At 59.2% G+C, this 17,338-nt stretch carries 25 protein-coding genes; all 25 read left to right on the top strand.

What is annotated here, in order from left to right:
* The first annotated feature begins 45 nt into the window (after positions 1-45).
* The 25 genes from aopN to ascI all read left to right on the top strand — a co-directional run bounded on the left by aopN (position 46) and on the right by ascI (position 17,334).
* A complete protein-coding gene (gene aopN / locus AB5Y76_RS20585; RefSeq protein ID WP_263716806.1) occupies positions 46-924 on the top strand; it encodes a SctW family type III secretion system gatekeeper subunit AopN in 879 nt (292 codons plus the stop codon).
* Complete coding sequence (acr1, locus tag AB5Y76_RS20580; RefSeq protein WP_005334576.1) at positions 905-1,186, top strand: type III secretion system gatekeeper subunit Acr1; 282 nt, start codon at positions 905-907, stop codon at positions 1,184-1,186. The genes aopN and acr1 overlap by 20 nt, the downstream gene beginning before the upstream one ends.
* A complete protein-coding gene (gene acr2, locus AB5Y76_RS20575) occupies positions 1,183-1,554 on the top strand; it encodes a SycN family type III secretion system chaperone Acr2 (RefSeq protein ID WP_021229940.1) in 372 nt (123 codons plus the stop codon). The genes acr1 and acr2 overlap by 4 nt, the downstream gene beginning before the upstream one ends.
* A complete protein-coding gene (gene ascX, locus AB5Y76_RS20570) occupies positions 1,551-1,916 on the top strand; it encodes a type III secretion system protein AscX (RefSeq protein ID WP_005334573.1) in 366 nt (121 codons plus the stop codon). The genes acr2 and ascX overlap by 4 nt, the downstream gene beginning before the upstream one ends.
* Positions 1,913-2,263 carry a type III secretion system chaperone AscY gene (gene ascY, locus AB5Y76_RS20565; protein WP_020379598.1) on the top strand — a complete coding sequence of 117 codons (351 nt, stop codon included), beginning with the start codon at positions 1,913-1,915 and terminating at the stop codon, positions 2,261-2,263. The genes ascX and ascY overlap by 4 nt, the downstream gene beginning before the upstream one ends.
* Positions 2,196-4,361 (top strand): SctV family type III secretion system export apparatus subunit AscV, encoded by a 2,166-nt coding sequence (gene ascV / locus AB5Y76_RS20560; protein WP_272868880.1) that lies wholly within the window; start codon positions 2,196-2,198, stop codon positions 4,359-4,361. Before ascY ends, ascV begins: the two co-directional genes overlap by 68 nt.
* A complete protein-coding gene (locus AB5Y76_RS20555; RefSeq protein ID WP_263716805.1) occupies positions 4,358-4,798 on the top strand; it encodes an LcrR family type III secretion system chaperone in 441 nt (146 codons plus the stop codon). The genes ascV and AB5Y76_RS20555 overlap by 4 nt, the downstream gene beginning before the upstream one ends.
* A gap of 39 nt (positions 4,799-4,837) precedes the next feature.
* The gene (gene acrG, locus AB5Y76_RS20550) at positions 4,838-5,122 is read left to right on the top strand and encodes an LcrG family type III secretion system chaperone AcrG (RefSeq protein WP_005334559.1); all 285 of its coding nucleotides are present in this window, start codon (positions 4,838-4,840) and stop codon (positions 5,120-5,122) included.
* A gap of 9 nt (positions 5,123-5,131) precedes the next feature.
* Complete coding sequence (locus tag AB5Y76_RS20545) at positions 5,132-6,217, top strand: virulence-associated V antigen (RefSeq protein WP_263716804.1); 1,086 nt, start codon at positions 5,132-5,134, stop codon at positions 6,215-6,217.
* Between the two features lie 9 nt (positions 6,218-6,226).
* Positions 6,227-6,730, top strand: coding sequence for a SycD/LcrH family type III secretion system chaperone AcrH (acrH, locus tag AB5Y76_RS20540; protein ID WP_042054069.1), 504 nt, complete (start codon positions 6,227-6,229; stop codon positions 6,728-6,730).
* Positions 6,711-7,883 (top strand): type III secretion system translocon subunit AopB, encoded by a 1,173-nt coding sequence (aopB, locus tag AB5Y76_RS20535; RefSeq protein ID WP_005334552.1) that lies wholly within the window; start codon positions 6,711-6,713, stop codon positions 7,881-7,883. The genes acrH and aopB overlap by 20 nt, the downstream gene beginning before the upstream one ends.
* A gap of 12 nt (positions 7,884-7,895) precedes the next feature.
* Positions 7,896-8,792 (top strand): type III secretion system translocon subunit AopD, encoded by an 897-nt coding sequence (gene aopD / locus AB5Y76_RS20530; protein ID WP_263716803.1) that lies wholly within the window; start codon positions 7,896-7,898, stop codon positions 8,790-8,792.
* Positions 8,793-8,926: 134 nt separating this feature from the next.
* Positions 8,927-9,370: a type III secretion system chaperone gene (locus AB5Y76_RS20525; RefSeq protein WP_021229946.1), complete on the top strand. Its 444-nt coding sequence runs from the start codon at positions 8,927-8,929 to the stop codon at positions 9,368-9,370.
* Positions 9,371-9,372: 2 nt separating this feature from the next.
* Positions 9,373-9,606, top strand: coding sequence for a T3SS regulon translocated regulator ExsE family protein (locus AB5Y76_RS20520; protein WP_040065242.1), 234 nt, complete (start codon positions 9,373-9,375; stop codon positions 9,604-9,606).
* Positions 9,603-10,004, top strand: a complete 402-nt coding sequence (locus AB5Y76_RS20515) for a YscW family type III secretion system pilotin (protein WP_263716802.1) — start codon at positions 9,603-9,605, stop codon at positions 10,002-10,004. The genes AB5Y76_RS20520 and AB5Y76_RS20515 overlap by 4 nt, the downstream gene beginning before the upstream one ends.
* A gap of 344 nt (positions 10,005-10,348) precedes the next feature.
* Complete coding sequence (locus AB5Y76_RS20510; RefSeq protein WP_318528136.1) at positions 10,349-11,164, top strand: AraC family transcriptional regulator; 816 nt, start codon at positions 10,349-10,351, stop codon at positions 11,162-11,164.
* Positions 11,165-11,283: 119 nt separating this feature from the next.
* Positions 11,284-12,099, top strand: a complete 816-nt coding sequence (gene exsD / locus AB5Y76_RS20505; RefSeq protein WP_058058923.1) for a type III secretion system negative regulator ExsD — start codon at positions 11,284-11,286, stop codon at positions 12,097-12,099.
* Positions 12,100-12,114: 15 nt separating this feature from the next.
* Positions 12,115-12,540 (top strand): YscB family type III secretion system chaperone AscB, encoded by a 426-nt coding sequence (gene ascB / locus AB5Y76_RS20500; RefSeq protein WP_017411838.1) that lies wholly within the window; start codon positions 12,115-12,117, stop codon positions 12,538-12,540.
* A complete protein-coding gene (gene ascC / locus AB5Y76_RS20495) occupies positions 12,513-14,366 on the top strand; it encodes a SctC family type III secretion system outer membrane ring subunit AscC (RefSeq protein WP_263716801.1) in 1,854 nt (617 codons plus the stop codon). The genes ascB and ascC overlap by 28 nt, the downstream gene beginning before the upstream one ends.
* Positions 14,363-15,667: a SctD family type III secretion system inner membrane ring subunit AscD gene (gene ascD, locus AB5Y76_RS20490; protein ID WP_263716800.1), complete on the top strand. Its 1,305-nt coding sequence runs from the start codon at positions 14,363-14,365 to the stop codon at positions 15,665-15,667. Before ascC ends, ascD begins: the two co-directional genes overlap by 4 nt.
* Positions 15,630-15,842 (top strand): YscE family type III secretion system co-chaperone AscE, encoded by a 213-nt coding sequence (ascE, locus tag AB5Y76_RS20485; RefSeq protein ID WP_021229953.1) that lies wholly within the window; start codon positions 15,630-15,632, stop codon positions 15,840-15,842. Before ascD ends, ascE begins: the two co-directional genes overlap by 38 nt.
* A complete protein-coding gene (gene sctF / locus AB5Y76_RS20480; RefSeq protein WP_075114906.1) occupies positions 15,835-16,092 on the top strand; it encodes a type III secretion system needle filament subunit SctF in 258 nt (85 codons plus the stop codon). Before ascE ends, sctF begins: the two co-directional genes overlap by 8 nt.
* Positions 16,092-16,445, top strand: coding sequence for a YscG family type III secretion system chaperone (locus AB5Y76_RS20475; RefSeq protein ID WP_263716799.1), 354 nt, complete (start codon positions 16,092-16,094; stop codon positions 16,443-16,445). The genes sctF and AB5Y76_RS20475 overlap by 1 nt, the downstream gene beginning before the upstream one ends.
* Positions 16,442-16,996 (top strand): YopR family T3SS polymerization control protein, encoded by a 555-nt coding sequence (locus AB5Y76_RS20470; RefSeq protein WP_118853559.1) that lies wholly within the window; start codon positions 16,442-16,444, stop codon positions 16,994-16,996. The genes AB5Y76_RS20475 and AB5Y76_RS20470 overlap by 4 nt, the downstream gene beginning before the upstream one ends.
* Positions 16,996-17,334 carry a SctI family type III secretion system inner rod subunit AscI gene (ascI, locus tag AB5Y76_RS20465; protein ID WP_167567541.1) on the top strand — a complete coding sequence of 113 codons (339 nt, stop codon included), beginning with the start codon at positions 16,996-16,998 and terminating at the stop codon, positions 17,332-17,334. The genes AB5Y76_RS20470 and ascI overlap by 1 nt, the downstream gene beginning before the upstream one ends.
* Positions 17,335-17,338 lie beyond the last annotated feature (4 nt).

The raw sequence follows: 17,338 nt of genomic DNA, 5'->3' as shown, positions 1-17,338 counted from the left end.
TTTTATAATGCCATCCTCGTCAATCCATTCGTCACGGGAGTTTCCATGGCCATTATCCAGAGCAACCCCTATGCCCCTGCCGCCCAGCCCGAGCTGCGCGGAGCAGAGGTCGCATCCCGTCAGGCTCCCCTGCAGGGAGGACAGTTTCAGGGGGAGCGGGTCGTGCTGGCCAGTGCCGCCCAGTCGCTGGCCGATGCCGCCGAAGAGCTCACCTTTGTCTTTTCCGAGCGCGCTGAGCTTTCGCTCGCCAAGCGCAAGCTGAGTGACAGCCATGCCCGCATCAGCGAGATCGAGGCGCTGGTGGTGGACTACCTCGACAAGGTGCCGGAGCTGGAGCGCCAGCAGAAGATCAAGGAGATGGTGAGCCACCTCGGTAGTGGTCGGCTGGCCAATCTCTCCCAGCTGCTGGCCTACCTCGAGAGCTATTCGGGGGAGGTGAGCGAGCAGTTTGAGGCGCTCTGCCAGGCGCGCAAGGCCCTCGCCGGACGACCGGAGATGCAGGGCACCCTGGCGCTGGTGGAGCAGGCGCTGGCCAAGCTGGCGGACGAGCAGGGCAGTGCCATCGTGCTGGGGGCGCGCATTACCGGCCCCGCGGCCGAAGCGGCCAAAGTGGGCGTGGGAGCCGAGCAGGATCTACGGGATCTCTATCGCGATGCGGTGCAGGACTACCGTGCCCTCTCTGCCGCCTGGCGCGATATTCACAGCCGCTTTGGCAACGGTGCGCTGGAGAAGGTGACCGGCTTCATGATGAAGGCCCTGAGCGCCGATCTCGACAGCCAGCAGCGCTGGCTCGACCCGGTCAAGCTGGAGCGGGTGATGAGCGACATGCACAAGCTGCGGCTGCTCAACACTCTCTCGGCGCAAGTGGACGAGCTGTGGCAACGGGTGAAGGAGGGCTCGGCCCATGGCATACGGGCCTTCTGATCTGATGGGCGATCTGATCGCCCTGGTGGAGAAACGCTGGGCCAGCGTGCGGGATGTGGAGCAGGTCGGTGTGGCTCTTGAGCTGTCAGATTGTCGCCAGCAGGTGTTGCTTTATCAGGAGCTCAAGCGGCTGATCCGCCTGCTGCCGGTGGAGCTGTTCAGTGAGGAGGAGCAGCGCCAGAACCTGTTGCAGTGCTGTCAGGGGGCGCTCGATAACGCCATCGAGCGGGAAGAGGATGAGTTGTCTGGAGAGTCGTCATGAACTGGATTGAACCCCTGCTGGTGCAGTTTTGCCAGGATCTGGGCATCACCATAGGAGATAACCCCCATTCGCTGATCCAGCTTGAACTGGAGCAGAGCGGCACTCTGCAACTGGAGCGCCATCAGGGGCAACTGACCCTCTGGTTGGCCCGCGCTGTGCCCTGGCATCAGAGTGGCGAGGCGATCCGCCGCGCCATGACCTTGACCGCAGCGGCGCAAGGGCCGGCACTGCCGGTGCGCAGCGGCTGGTTGGGGGAGGATCAGCTGATCCTCTTCGTCACCCTGGATGAGCGGGCTGTGACTTTGCCCCAGCTCCATCAGGCAGTGACCACCCTGACCCGGCTGCAGCGAGAGGTGCTGGCGTCATGAGCCGGATCACTGCCGCGCATATCGGTATCGAGCAGCTCAGCGCCATCTCTCTTGACGATCAGGAGCGAAGCCTGCCGGGGCGTTATGCCCTGTTGCCCGATGGCCAGTCCATCGAACCCCATATCAGCCGCCTCTACCCCGAGCGGCTGGCGGATCGGGCGCTGCTCGATTTCGCCACCCCGGATCGCGGCTTTCACGATTTGCTGCGGCCGGTTGATTTCAATCAGGCGATGCAGGGTCTGCGCAGTGTGCTGGCAGAAGGGCAGAGCCCGGAGTTGCGAGCGGCCGCTGCGCTGCTCGAACAGATGCACGCCGATGAACAACTGATGCAGATGACCCTTCATCTGCTGCACAAGGTATGACCATGGTGCTTACGTCACAGCAGCAGGATGCGCTGCTGCTCACCGGCTGGCTGCAACTGCAATATGGCCACCCCGACAAGGCGAGCGTGCTGCTGGCCGCCCTGCTGCAGATCCACCCCGACCATCAGGGAGGGCGACGGACCTTGCTGGTGGCCCTGCTCAAACAGGGGGAGGGGGAGGCGGCGCTGGCCCATGTCGATCAGCTGATGCAGCAAGGGGAGGCCGACGGCCCGCTCTGGCTCTGTCGCAGCCGGGCCTGCCAGTTGGCAGGGCGGCTGGATGAAGCCCGTTTTGCCTATCAACAATACCTCGAACTGGAAGAGCAGAATGAATCAACGCTCCCTTGAGCTGCTGCGCCGGATAGGCGAGCGCAAGGACATCATGCTGGCGATCCTGCTGCTGGCCATCGTCTTTATGATGGTCTTGCCGCTGCCGCCGGTGGCCCTCGATATCCTGATTGCCATCAACATGACCATCTCGGTGGTACTGCTGATGATGGCGGTTTATATCAATTCGCCGCTGCAGTTCTCCGCCTTTCCGGCGGTGCTGCTGATCACCACCCTGTTCCGGCTTGCCTTGTCGGTGAGCACCACCCGGATGATCCTGCTGCAGGCCGATGCGGGGCAGATCGTCTACACCTTCGGCAACTTCGTGGTGGGGGGCAATCTGGTGGTGGGGATCGTCATCTTCCTCATCATCACCATCGTCCAGTTTCTGGTGATCACCAAGGGGTCGGAGCGGGTCGCCGAGGTGAGTGCCCGCTTCTCCCTCGATGCCATGCCGGGCAAGCAGATGAGTATCGATGGTGACATGCGCGCCGGGGTGATCGATGTGCACGAGGCGCGGGATCGCCGCGGGGTCATCGAGAAGGAGAGCCAGATGTTCGGCTCCATGGATGGCGCCATGAAGTTCGTGAAGGGGGATGCCATTGCGGGCCTCATCATCATTTTCGTCAACATCCTCGGTGGCGTCACCATCGGGGTGACCCAGAAGGGGTTATCCGCCGCCGATGCGCTGCAGCTCTACTCCATCCTGACGGTGGGTGATGGCATGGTCTCCCAGGTGCCGGCGCTGCTGATCGCCATCACCGCGGGGATCATCGTTACCCGGGTCTCCTCTGAAGAGTCTTCCGATCTGGGTACCGATATTGGCGCCCAGGTGGTGGCCCAGCCCAAGGCGCTGCTGATCGGCGGTCTGTTGCTGGTGCTGTTTGGGTTGATCCCGGGCTTCCCGATGATCACCTTCTTTGCGCTGGCGGCCATCGTCACGGCAGGCGGTTATTTTATCGGCTTGCGTCAGCGCAAGGCGCAGAGCAGCAACAGTCAGGATCTTCCTGCCGTGCTGGCGCAGGGGGCGGGAGCCCCCGCAGCCCGCAGCAAGCCAAAACCGGGCAGCAAGCCGCGGGGCAAGCTGGGGGAGAAGGAGGAGTTCGCCATGACGGTGCCGCTCCTGATCGATGTGGATGCCGCTTTGCAGGCCGAGCTGGAGGCGATTGCCCTCAACGACGAACTGGTGCGGGTGCGCCGCGCCCTCTATCTCGATCTCGGGGTGCCCTTCCCGGGTATTCACCTGCGTTTCAACGAGGGGATGGGGCCCGGCGAATACCTGATCCAGCTGCAGGAAGTACCGGTCGCCCGCGGTCTGCTGCGACCGGGCCATCAGCTGGTGCAGGAGAGCGCCTCCCAGCTCGATCTGCTGGGGATCCCCTACGAAGAGGGGGCGCCGTTACTGCCGGGACAACCGACTTTGTGGGTCGCTAATGAACATCAGGAGCGGCTGGAGAAGTCACGGCTGGCCACCCTCACCACCGATCAGGTGGTGACCTGGCATCTATCCCATGTGCTGCGGGAATATGCCGAGGACTTTATCGGCATTCAGGAGACCCGCTACCTGCTGGAGCAGATGGAGGGGAGCTATGGCGAGTTGGTCAAGGAGGCGCAACGCATCATCCCGCTGCAGCGAATGACCGAAATTTTGCAGCGGCTGGTGGGGGAGGATATCTCCATCCGCAACATGCGCGCCATCCTAGAGGCGATGGTGGAGTGGGGCCAGAAGGAGAAGGATGTGGTGCAGCTCACCGAGTACATCCGTAGCAGCCTCAAGCGCTACATCTGCTACAAGTACGCCAACGGCAACAACATCTTGCCTGCCTATCTGCTCGATCAGCAGGTGGAGGAGCAGATCCGTGGCGGCATTCGCCAGACCAGCGCCGGCAGTTATCTGGCGCTCGATCCCACCATTACCCAGAGCTTCCTCGATCAGGTGCGCCATACCGTCGGTGATCTGGCCCAGATGCAGAACAAACCGGTGCTCATCGTCTCCATGGATATCCGCCGCTATGTGCGCAAGCTCATCGAGGGGGATTACCACGCCCTGCCGGTGCTCTCCTATCAGGAGCTGACCCAGCAGATCAATATCCAGCCCCTCGGGAGGGTCTGCCTGTGAACGGCGATCCGCTCATCCTCTGGCTGCAGGCCCGCGGCGTGACAGTGACTCCTCACCATCTGGGGGCGACTCCCATCCAGATCGGCCACGGTTTTTGCTATCGCCAAATTTATCTCGCCTGGCGCTTTGATCCTGCGACCCGACGGGTCTGGATCCTGCTGGTGCGCCGTGAGGGGGAGCGGGCCGGACTGGCCAATCCCTTTGCCGCCCTCTATCTGCTGGCCGAAGCCACACTGGCTGTACTCGGGCTGGGCCATTACCTCTACGGCAACGTCGATGTCTTTCGCGGCAGTAGCCTGAGTAGTGAGCGGCTCGGGCGCTTTTACCTGCGCTGGACGGGAGCCTGCGAACCCGAGCCCGGCTGGTTCATGCTGGCCGCCGAGCAAGTCTGTTCACTGCGGGATATGCGAAAACGACAAAAGCACGGCCTTGCGTGACAGGCATGTCCAAAAGGGCCTCATAGAATAGGAGCCAAGATGAAACAACCGCGTTTTGCCGACCATAGCGAGACCATCTCGCAGGCAGAGCAGGCCATTGCCGACAGCGATCACCGCAACGCTCTGTTGCAAGAGATGCTGGCTGGCCTAGCCCTCTCGGATCAGACCTGTCAGCTGCTATTCGATGCGCCGACCGAGCAAGTGGCCGTGGCCGAGCAGGAGTTGCTGGCAGAGATCCAGCGCAGGCAGGCGTTACTGCCGGCCCAGCCGGGAGAGGGCCGCAAGAGTCGCCGTCCCACCATGATGCGCGGACTGATGATTTAAGGAGTCGTGATGAGCACTATCCCTGACTACAACACCAACCCTGGCGCATTCGTCGGTTGGCTTGATGGACAAGCGCTGGACGCATTGCCGGGCCATAAAAACCCCAAGTTGACCGAACTGGTCGAGCTGCTCAAGGGCAAGATCACCATCAGTGCTGACTCATCGACTGCGCTGAGCAAGGAGCAGCTGGAGAAGTTGCTGGCTGCCTATCTGACGGATCCCGCCTCGATCAACGGAGTCTGGGCGCAGGGCCAGTTCCGGGGGGGGCAAGATGCGGCCATTGCCGCCATCAAGGGGATGATCGAGCGGGGAGAAAAACAAACCCCGCCAGTCACCCACTGGACCGTCCCTGAATTTATGCTGCTCTCCCTCAGTGCGCTGACCATGGATCGCATCGATGACGATCTCATCACGACCTTTACCGGGGTGATGGCGTTTCAGGACAACCAGCGTAAAGGGTTGCGGGAGGAGCTCGCAGAGATGACAGCTGAGCTGAAGATCTACGGGGTGATCCAGTCCGAGATCAACAAGGTGCTCTCTGCGGCATCCAGCCAGACCTTCAACACCAATTTCAATCTGCTGGATTACAAACTCTATGGCTATCAGTCTCTGGCCGAATTTATGGATGGGTCAGAGTTCAAACTGTTGTCAAAAATGTTTACCGATGGGTCGGTGCAAAAAGCACAGCAAGATTTCACCAACGCTAAAAACGAGCTGGAAAAAGTAACGTCTGCCAGCCTCGACCCCAAAACGCTGGGGGAGGCCAAGGCCGATTATGAGCGTAAAAAAGCCAATTTTGAGAAGATCGTAGCAACGCAGGTCATCACAGTTAAAACGTTCCTCGAAAGTGATCAAAAGAAGAGCGGCGCGATGAAAAATATCGAAGCCAGCTACAGCTATGACAAGGACAACAACAAGCTTGGCAACTTCTCCACCAGTGTGAGCGACCGTTCTCGCCCGCTCAACGATCAGGTCAGTGAAAAGACCACCCGCCTCAACGACGTCAGCTCGCGCTACAACGCCGCCATCGAGGCACTCAACCGCTTTATCCAGAAATACGACAGCATCATGCGCGACATTCTTGGCGCAATTTGAGGAGAGATCATGCAGACCGACACCACCCTGACCCCGGAATATGAAGCAGAGCTGGAAGCCTTTATGGCTGACGGTGGCACCCTGGCCATGCTGCAGGATATCTCGGGCGACACCCTGGAGCAGCTCTATGCCCTGGCCTTTGGCCAGTATCAGGCTGGCAAATGGGAGGATGCTCACAAGATCTTCCAGGCCCTCTGCATGCTGGATCACTACGAGCCGCGCTATTTCCTCGGGCTGGGTGCCTGCCGTCAGGCGATGGGGGAGTTTGAAACGGCGGTTCAAAGCTACAGCTTTGGCGCCATGCTCGACCTGAAAGATCCCCGTTTCCCGTTTCATGCTGCCGAGTGCCGGCTGCAACAAGGTGATTTGAACGGGGCCGAGAGTGGCTTCCACTCGGCCCGACTGCTGGCGGACACAGATCCCCGGCAGGCAGACCTGGCGGCAAGCGCCAAGGTCATGTTGGAAGCCATCGCAATCAGAAGGGATCTGCAAGATGAACCCGATCAGCAATGAAAGACAGGTTTCCCCGCTGGGAAACACAGGTGATGTTGCGGGCCTGGCGCCCGTAACCCAACCTCGCAGTGAAACACGGCTCGATGCCGCCACGGTGCAAGTCACCGGCCAGGCCCGCAAGTCAGGGGTCTCGCTGAACCCACCACTGGCGGTAAGCAATAGCCAGGTCAGTGCGCAGCAACTTGGTGAAATCGGCAAGTTGGTGGCTTCGGTGAAAGAGAACACCCGCTTGATTCTGCCGCACACCACCGGGTTGGTGACCGCAGCCTTTACCTCGCCCGAAGCGTTCGAGATTGAGCTGGGCAAGCTCACCAGCGATCTGGAGAAGACCCAGACCAAGCTGAAGCTTGATGATATCCGACAAGCTCGCACGCTGAACGAGAAGAAGATCGGCGAGAACCAGGCGAAGATCAAAGAGGCAGAAGAGAGTGCCCAGGAGGCCAAGAAGGCCGGTATCTTTGGCAAAATTTTTGGCTGGATCAGTGCCATCGCCTCGCTGGTGATCGGCGCCATCATGGTGGCAACCGGGATTGGCGCTGCCGCCGGTGCCCTGATGATCGCAGCTGGCGTCGTTGGCGTGGTCAACATGGCTGTGCAGCAGGCTGCCGCTGATGGCCTTATCTCCAAGGAGGTGATGGAGAAGCTGGGGCCAGCCCTGATGGGGATAGAGATTGCGTTGGCAGTGATTTCGGCCGCAGTCAGTTTCGGCGCGACCATTGGCGGTGCGATTGCCAAACTGGGCGCCAAGATTGGTGGCAAGGTTGCGGATGTTACCGCCAAAATCGTTGCCAAGGCGGGTGAAATGGCCGCCAAATTTGGTGCCAGAGCAACCGTTGAGGCGGTGAAGGTGAGTGACAAGGTGGCGAAAGTGGCCAAACTGGCCACCCAGGGTGCCGATATCCTCATTGATGTGAGCAGTGGCGTGGCCAAAACGGTCCAGTCAGCGAAAGAGTCCGAGTCGCTCGATGCCCAGGCTGATCTTGCCTTGAGCAAGAGCGAGATGACCGAACTGCAAGGGGTCATCGACAAGCTCAAGGAGGCGATAGCCCAGATGATCGAGGCGTTCCAGCAGACCATGGAGATGATCTTCCAGATGATCAATGCCAAGGGCGACATGATGAACAACCTGGCCCGCAGACCTGCCGCTATCTAAGGAGTACCGACCATGATTAACAGTGATTATGCAAATGGCGTAACCCGTACCGCCCCGCTGACCGAGGTGCAGGCCGGTGAGCCGCAGCAGGTTCGCAGTGCGACCACTGCCCATGAGGCCGCCCCTTCGACTCGTTCGCAAGGGGCAGAGAACAAGAGCGTTCCTACTCTGCCACGTCCCTCCATTCCCTTCGATACCAAAGGGGTGACCCAGATGGTTGCGCAGCTGGACAGTGCGATGGATATGATGTCCTTGCTGTTCAAGCTGGCCCGTCAGGCCCGTGAGGAGGGGTTGCAGGTTCGGGATATCGAGAACAAGCTGGTCATCAGCAACCAGCAGGCACAGGTTGACGAGATGCGCCACGGCGCCAAGCTGATGATCGCCATGGCGGTGGTCTCCGGCGTGATGGCGGGGTTCTCTGCCATTATGGGCGGGATCAGCCTGGGCAAGGGCGCCAAGACTATCAAGCAGCAACAATCCCTTGATGGCAAGATTGCCGGTCGCGAGGCCTTGATTGACGCCAAGGTTGATAGCTTGAGCAAGCAGGGCCAACAGGTTGATCGTGCTGATGTGGGCAAAGTCTGGAAACAGGATCAAGTTGCAGACAGTAATGCGAGCCGATTGTTGGACAAGAAATTTGCTCGCACTTCCGAACGGGGTCAGGTGTTCAACACCGTAACCCAGTCTGTGGGGCAAATGAGCAACTCTGCGGTGCAGGTGGCGCAGGGTGACAGCCAGGCCAATGCGAAAGAAGACGAGGTCGAGGCGACCATCAGCCAGAGCGAGAAGCAGAAGGCCGAGGACAATATGTCCTTCAATGCCAACTTTATGAAAGATCTGCTGCAACTGATGCAGCAGTATTCCCAGAGCCAGAATCAGGCCTGGAAAGCGGCATTCGGCGTTGCATAAACGCCATGGCAATCAAGGCGCCCACTGGGGCGCCTTTTTGTTTTCCGGCCATTTTTCTTAAAAGTGCCGCCCTTGAGTGACAGCCTGCATGGCGGTGGCAGGCTAACATGCCTTCCTCTCTGCTGGAGGAAATCATGGATGTAACTGTCATCATCAATCGACTGCTCGCTGAATTTGCCACCAAATATGGTTTGCCATCCCTGGCTCTGAATCAGGAGGGGGTTGCGGCGCTCTGCTTTGACGAGCAGTTGCAACTCAGCCTGATCCTGGTGCCGGAGCGGGATCAGCTGGTGTTGCAGGCCGACGTGGCCGAGCTGCATCAGGTGGGCGAGGGGATTTTTCGTCAGTTGGCCAGCTTCAATCGTCACTGGTATCAATTCAATCTTCACTTCGGTTTCGATGAAGAGAGTCTGACGGTGCAACTCTATCGCCAGATGGCGGCAAGCCGGTTGACCCTGGCGTACCTTGAAGAGAGTCTCGCCAGCATGTTGGAGCATGCCGAGTTCTGGCAGGAGTTGCTGCAACCCGGTACTCGGGAGGCAGGTAGCAGTGATCAGGTGATGGGAGTGCGGGTATAACCATGAAGATTCAGGAATCACAAGGTGCGCTGGCCCTGCATGGGGTAGAGGCGGGCAAGGTAGGGGCATTTGCAGGCAGAACTGTGAGTGCCCGGTCAGCTAATACGAGCCAGGTTCCCCTGTCGGCACTGCTGCGACGCTCAATTACCCTCAATCAGGTCCAGGAGCTGGCGTTGCAGCGACTGCAGCAGGGCGAGCACACCCCGCTGAGTGAACGGCGGATCCGGGTGCTATGAGAGGTCTGCTGGCACTGATGCTGTTGGCCATGCTGGCCGGTTGTGTCACCACCCCGGAGCTGAAGCCATCGCAACAGCAACTCAAGGGCGAGGTGCACTTCCCGCAAGCCTTGCCACGTCCGGCGACGGTGGAGGTGGTGGTGCTCAGCGTGATCGGGGGGCGTCCGTTGCAAGTGGCAGCCACCCGTTATGAGGTGACCATGCTGCCATTGCTGTTTGATCTGCGTTTGACCCCTCTGCAACTGGCGGAAGGGGAGATCTATCTGCAGGCCCGCTTGCGATTTATAGATGGCTCCGCGGTACAGGCTATGAGTCAGCAGAAAGTTTTTAAGATTTTTAATGACAAAAAAATGGTTATTCAATTGCAGCCAAAATCTTGTTATCCACAATGTCAGTAATGATTGTGTTTAAATAAAAAGCCTCAAATCAATCATTTATTAATTTGTCAGTTAAGATTGAAGGTTTCTTTTTGTAACGAAGTATATTTTGCTGTAAGCACACCATTAAGTATGAGCCGTTGCATTGGATAAATAGTGTGTTAGCTCTAATTTTAGGCTGGTTTTTCTGCTTGTGACTGTTGTAGGATCCCCCCTCATTTCAATGGTGATTAATTTTTGAATTCACCAGCGAATGACTTGATTACAAAATAATAAATAAAAATAACAGCAATAATAAAGCACCCGAGAGCGACCCGCTTCCGGAGGTGTTACTGGTACTACACGCAGATTCAGGAAAATAAAACATGAAGGGCATTACTACCACAGAGAAGGGCGATATGGCCCTGCTCCAGTGGTGCATGTCTGCTTTTAACGTTATCGAACATCCGCAAGAGGGAATTTATATCCTCCTGGAAGGATCGATGAAGTGGCAGGACTGTACCGATACCTATGAATTATCCCCCAACGAACTTCTGTTCGTGCGCCGTGGCAACTACGCGGTCTGTACCGGTGACGGCCCCTGCCGCCTGCTTTGGTTACCTCTGTCAAACTCCTTTTTGCAAGGCTTCTTGCAACGTTTCGGTTCACTATTGAGTGAAGTCCCCCGGCTGGAGGGGATGGCCCCCACGCTGTTGCCGTTTCACTCATCCCCCTTGCTGACCCAATGTATTCAGGGGCTGCGCGGGTTGACCGAACATGAACATCCCCCCGCACTTGCCCAATTACGCACCGAAGAGATGTTGTTTCTGCTCGCGTTTGGCGAACAGGGGCCTCAACTGATGTCTATTTTGCGCCAGCTGAGCAATCGCCAGGTCGAGCGGTTGCAACAGTTTATGGAAAAGCACTATCTGATGGAGTGGAAGCTCAGCGAATTCGCCAAAGAGTTCGGTATGGGATTGACCACTTTCAAGGAGCTGTTTGGCTCGATATATGGTGTTTCTCCACGCGCCTGGATCAGTGAAAGGCGGATCCTTTTCGCTCATCAGTTATTACTCAATAGTGAAATGAGCATCGTCGATATTGCGATGGAGGCCGGTTTCTCCAGCCAATCTTATTTTACCCAGAGTTATCGTCGTCGTTTTGGCTGTACGCCAAGCCGTGCCCGACACGGCACAGATTAACGCCGGACTAAAATAATCTGACGTTTTTTATAAGCCGCGGAGCGAGGCAATGGATAGAATAGCCAGCATATCGAAACATCATTCCATTATTGCCCGCAGCAAGATGAGCAAGGCATAGCATGAGTCAGCAAGATCACCATTCACCTAACCAGGGCCTGTTTGCAGGTCGTCGGGTTACCGTTGTCCAGCCAGATACCTTGAGTCGGGATCGTCTGGTCGGCCAGCTGTCCGTGCTCCGTTATCAGGATGCCGGCGTGATCACCTCGCAGCAGATGGCCCTGTTGCAACGACTGTTGCCCAGAACCCGACTGGAGAGCCTGTTGGGCTCCATCTGGTTTCAGCGCCGTCTCGATGCCGCGCTGGCCGTCTCGCGTGAGGAGCTGCAACAGATCTTGCGGCTGGCAGGCAGCGAGCGTTGTGACTGGATGCAGCAGCTGGGGGACCGCATCAATCTGGCGGATCGTCCCTTGCTGTGGCACTGGGTGCTCTATCCCTTGCACCGCTGGTGGGTTCAGCGTCTTGAACCACTTTACGGCGCTTGGCTTAACGAACTGGAGCAGTTGCAGGTGATGCGCCGCCAGCTCAATGCCCAGGCCGTGTTCTGGCAGACCGTGGTCGATGTACCGGCGGATCTGGAGAGCCGGATCGCCGATCAGCTTGAGCAGTTGAACCAGCGCGAGCAGGAGCTCACCCGGCTGCAGAGTGATTGTGAGACACGTCTCCAGCTGGCCTGGCCTGCCTGGTATGCGCAAACGAGCAAGGAGGGGGACCCGGTTCACCTGATGCCGGTACCGCTTGAGCTCGGCACATTCTGGCATGCCCTGCAGGCTCTGCCCCATCAGGACGAGGCAGCCCTAACCCTGCATGAGTGGCTGGCCGGCCGGGGCATTGCCCTGGGTCAGGATCACTTCTACTGGCAGCCTCCTGCGCCCTAGATAGCCCGAGGAACTATGCAAACGCTACTGAATCGATTGGCCGCAAACCTTGGCCAAGGGCCTTTTATTGCCGACGCACAGGGAAAGTACCATCTGCGGATCGATGGTTATCCCCTTTTTCTGACCCCCAGAAACGGTGAGTTGCTGCTGAGTACCCCGCTTGCAAGCAGCCAGAGGAATGATGCTGAGGCCCATGATCCGGCGCTGCTAAAGCGTCTGTTGCAACAGGTGGTGGCCTGGGGGCGTCATGCCCCCCATGCCCTGGTGCTGGACGATCTTGGCAATTTGCAGCTGGAGGCGCGGCTCGCGCTGGAGTGGCTCGATGAGGCGCTGCTGGCGGAGCGCCTGAGCCAGCACATCGCCCTGCTGGAGCGCTTGGAACCCCAATTGACCGAGGCCGCCTTGGCCCCCCAATGGAGACAGATGATATGGCACCCTTGAGTGTGCAACCCTTGCTGCGTCCCCTGTTGTGGATCTGCCTCGCCGTGATGGCGTGGCAGCGTCCCGCCATGGCACAGGAGCTGGACTGGCTGCCCATGCCTTACAGCTATGTGGCAGAAGGGGAGAGTCTGCGCGACGTGCTGGTCAACTTCGGTGCCAACTACGAGGTCTCCGTGGTGGTCAGCGACAAGGTCAACGATCAGGTCAACGGTCAGTTTGAGCATGACGAGCCGCTCGCCTTTTTGCAGCAGCTCTCCTCCCTCTACAACCTGGTCTGGTACTACGACGGTAATGTGCTCTACGTCTTCAAGAACAGCGAAGTGCAGTCCCGTCTCATCAATCTTGAGCAGACTGGCGCAGCAGAACTCAAACAGGCGCTGCAACGAGCCGGGATCTGGGAACCCCGCTTTGGCTGGCGCCCCGATGCGGATAACCGGCTGGTCTATGTCTCCGGCCCGCCCCGTTACCTTGAACTGATCGAGCAGACTGCGCTGGCACTGGAGCAACAGTCCCAGCTGCGCAGCGAGAAGACCGGGCCGCTGGCCATCGAGATCTTCCCCCTCAAGTACGCCTCGGCTACCGATCGCTCCATCCAGTACCGCGATACCGATGTGGCGGCGCCCGGTGTGGCGACCATTCTGGCCAAGCTGCTGAGCGATGCTGGCGTGCAGATGGTCAACGGCGAGGGTAGCAAGGCAGCAACGGCCACCTCCGGTCAGGCCATCGTGCAAGCCGATCCTTCCCTCAATGCGGTGATCGTGCGCGATGCTCCGGAGCGGATGGCGATGTACGGCAAGTTGATCGCCGCGCTCGACAAACCGGCGGCCCGCATTGAGGTGGCGCTCTCCATTATCGATATCAATGCCGAGGATCTCTCCCAGTTGGGGGTGGATTGGCGAGTGGGGATCCGCACCGGTTCCAACCAGCAGGTGATTATCAAGACCACCGGCGATCGCAAAGGAATTGAAGGGGGCGCCGCGCTCGGCAGTCTGGTGGATTCCAAAGGGCTCGACTATCTGCTGGCCCGGGTCAATTTGCTGGAAAACGAAGGCAATGCCCAAGTGGTCTCCCGCCCGACCCTGCTGACCCAGGAGAACACCCAGGCGGTGATCGACCACAGCGAAACCTATTACGTGAAGATCAGCGGCGAGCGGGTGGCCGAGCTGCAGGGGATCACTTACGGCACCATGCTGCGAATGACGCCCCGGGTGATCCAGATGGGTGACAGACCCGAGATCAGCCTGAGCCTCCACATCGAGGATGGCAACCAGAAACCCAACAGTGCGGGGGCCGATGGCATCCCCACCATCAGTCGCACCGTGGTCGATACCATCGCCCGGGTCGGCCACGGCCAGAGCCTGCTGATTGGCGGTATCTACCGCGACGAGATGAGCGAGAACCTGAGCAAGGTGCCCTTCCTTGGTGACATCCCCTATCTGGGGGCGTTGTTCCGTAGCAAGGACACCCAGACTCGTCGTTCGGTGCGGCTCTTTATCATCGAGCCTCGTCTGATTGATGACGGTATTGCCCACTATCTGGCCCTCGGCAATGGTCAGGATCTGCGAGCCGGGGTGCTCGGGGCTGATGAGATCTCCAATCAGAGTCTCTCCCTTGGCAAGGTGCTGGGGGGCGCGCAATGCCAGCCGCTGGCTGCAGCCCGTGATGTGCAGCAACTGCTGCGTCAGGGGGGCAAGAGCTCGTCCCTCACCCAGTGCCGGATGGGCAATGAGCTGGGGTGGCGTCTGGTCGAAATGAACAAGGATCAAAAATGTACACCGGCCGCCAGCTGGTGTGTGCAGGCGGGCAATGAGGGCGCGACCCGATGAGCTGGAAGTGCCGCGTATATCGCGGGCTCAACCGCGGGGTAGAAGTTCCTCTGCCGGAGGGGCGTCTGGTCATCGGTTCCGATCCCCTCAAGGCTGATCTGGTGCTGGTGGATGAGGGGATGGCCCCCGAGCATCTGGTACTGCTGGTGAACGGGGAAGGGATCACTCTGCAAGCCTGGGCGGACGGTATTACCCCGACTCAGGACGGTGTCGCCCTGACTGCGGGAGAGACGCTCAGGGCGGGAACGCGCCTGGAGGCAGGCCCGCTGCTCTGGAGCTTCTGTGACAACAGTCGTTCGCTACCCGAACAGCTGGAGGCACAGGCGGCGGTGGTTGCTCCTTCTCGTGCGCCGCGGCGGCGGGCAGCGGGCGCCGATGTCTGGATGGGGGCCCTCTGCCTGAGTCTGGTGGTCGCCTTGGTCTTGCTGCTCGGCACGGGCTGGTTGCATGGCGCCGACGAGAACGAATCCGCCCGCAGTGAGCAGGCATTGAAGCGCTTTCTGGCTGCACCAAACTACCGTCAGGTGGTGCTGAACAGTAGTGATCCCGAGCTGTGGCAACTCTCGGGTTATGTCGATGAGAACAGCGCGCGTCTTGCCTTGCAGCAGTACCTCGACAGCAAGGGTTTCAACTACCGGCTGGAGCTGCGCACCATGGAAGATCTGCGGCAGGGTGCCGGCTTTATCTTGCAGAAGCTGGGTTATGAACAGCTGCAGATCCGCAATGGCAAGGAGCCCGGCTGGCTCAAGCTCAGCGGTGAAATTCAGGGGCAGGATAGCAAATGGAGCACTATTGAATCTCTGCTCAAGCAGGAGGTACCCGGCCTGCTGGGGGTTGAGAATCAGGTACAGATTGCCGGGGCCTATCGCAAGCGTCTCGATGCATTGCTACAGGAACAGGGGCTGGCTGGTGCATTGCGGGTGCGTGAGGCGGGTGGGCGACTCGAACTCTCCGGCCAGCTGGATGAGCGCCAACTTGGCCAGTTTCAGCAGGTCAATCAGCAGTTTCGCCGGGAGTTTGGTACGCACCCGACGCTGGAGCTGATCAATCAGACCAGAACGCCGCGTCAGGATGAGCTGGAGTTCGACGTGCGCAGCGTCTCGTTTGGCCGGGTGCCTTATGTGGTGCTGGCAGACAACCAGCGCTATCCGGTTGGGGGCGCAACCTCCAGCGGGGTGCGGGTGCAGGCCATTCGCCCCGATGCGGTGGTGGTGAGCAAGGGCAAGCAGCAATACATCGTCAAATTAAAAGGAGCCGAGCGGCATGATGACCAGTTTGGAAGCGCGACTGTCCGGCGCTGATCCCGCCTTTGCCCGTGAGCTGCATGAGCAGCTTGTTCAGGCGCAGGGAGACGTGAAACGGCAACTGCTGCGCGGGGGAACCCCGCAACAGTATCGGGAGTGGCAACAACAGGCCGACGCCATCGAGGCGGGGCTCACGATTATTGGCAAGTTAAAGGAGCACAACCATGGCTGATTACTTTAAGTATGCGGACGGTACTACTAATACCCTCGATCAGGTGGCATCGAACCTCTCCGGGCAGGCCAATGATGCCAATACCGAGGTCAACAAGGCCATTGCGGCGATGGAAAAAAACCCTGACAACCCGGCGTTGCTGGCCGAGTTGCAGCACAAGATCAACAAATGGTCGGTGATCTACAACATCAACTCCACCGTGACTCGGGCCATGAAAGACCTGATGCAGGGTATTTTGCAGAAGATTTGATGATGAACCCTGAACTCAAGCGACAACTGGCCGAACTTGCGCTGGCTGGCACCGGCCACCATTGCCATCAGGAGGCGGCTACTATTGCCGACTGGCTGGCTGGTGCGCCGGAGATGACCGAGTGTGTAACGCTCATTCGCCTCTCATCCCTGATGAACCGGGGGGATTACCAGGCCGCTTTGCAGCTTGGTGGCGAGCACTGTACACCGGATATCGAACCCTGGCTGGCCCTGTGCGAGTGGCGGCTCGGTCAGCAGGAGGCGCTGGTTGTACGATTGCTCCGACTGGAACAGAGCGGTCAGCCAGCCTTGCAACAGTTTGCCGCAGGCCTGCGCGAGCAGATGACCTCATGAAAATTGAAGGCAGCGATCAGCCGGGGGGAGAGCAGCCGCAGCGTCAGCCCCCCCCGCCCGAATCCATGGCCCAACGTCAGTTTGAACGACTGCTGGCCAAAGCCCCCGAGCCGGATCTGTTCGAACGCTGGCAACAGGGGGCCCCCCTTGAGGGTTTGCTGGCCGGTGTAACACCAGCCGCCAAGCGTGAACTGCTCTGGCAGATCTACCAACAGGGCGACAAACCGGCGCCGGAGATTGGCAAGCAATTGTTTGCCCCTGTTATCGACAAGTTGATCGCGCGTTTTGGCGAGCGTCAGTCGCCTGTGGTGGATGCCATTGATCTGCCGGAGTTGCGAGCCACCATGCGGGAGTTTGATCCCTTGGCATCGCGGCGGGAGAAGGTGTTGCTGAACTTGTTGAACGAGCTCAGGGACGGGCAGGGCGCTGTGCCCGCGGGGCATCAATTTCTCGATGCACTGGCCCGGCGCGAGCTGATGACCCTGATCCCGCTCAACGGCATGGTGGACAATCTGATGCGCAATTCGCACAAACTTGATCTGGAGGCGTGATGGAAATTACACAGTCTGCCCAGGCGGTGGTCACCAGCCTGGATGAGTTGAAAGCGGTGGATCTCTCCTCGCCCCATGTCGCCAGTTTTGAACAGGCGATGGGGAGCACATCCCAGGGGATGGGGAGCTCCCTGCTGGGGGAGCTGGGGGAGTTGAAACAGCAGTTTGTCGAGGCCAAACAGAACCTGCAAGCCGAGCTGGCCACCCCGGGGGATGATCCCAACAGCCTGATGCAGATGCAGTGGTCGCTGATGCGGATCACCATGCAGGAGGAGCTGATTGCCAAGACAGTGGGCAAGATGAGCCAGAACGTAGAAACCCTGTTGAAGACCCAGTGAGGTA

The sequence above is a fragment of the Aeromonas sp. R1-2 genome, assembly GCF_040908505.1.
Taxonomy (GTDB): Bacteria; Pseudomonadota; Gammaproteobacteria; order Enterobacterales; family Aeromonadaceae; genus Aeromonas; species Aeromonas veronii.
This window is presented reverse-complemented; position numbering and strand designations above follow the sequence as displayed.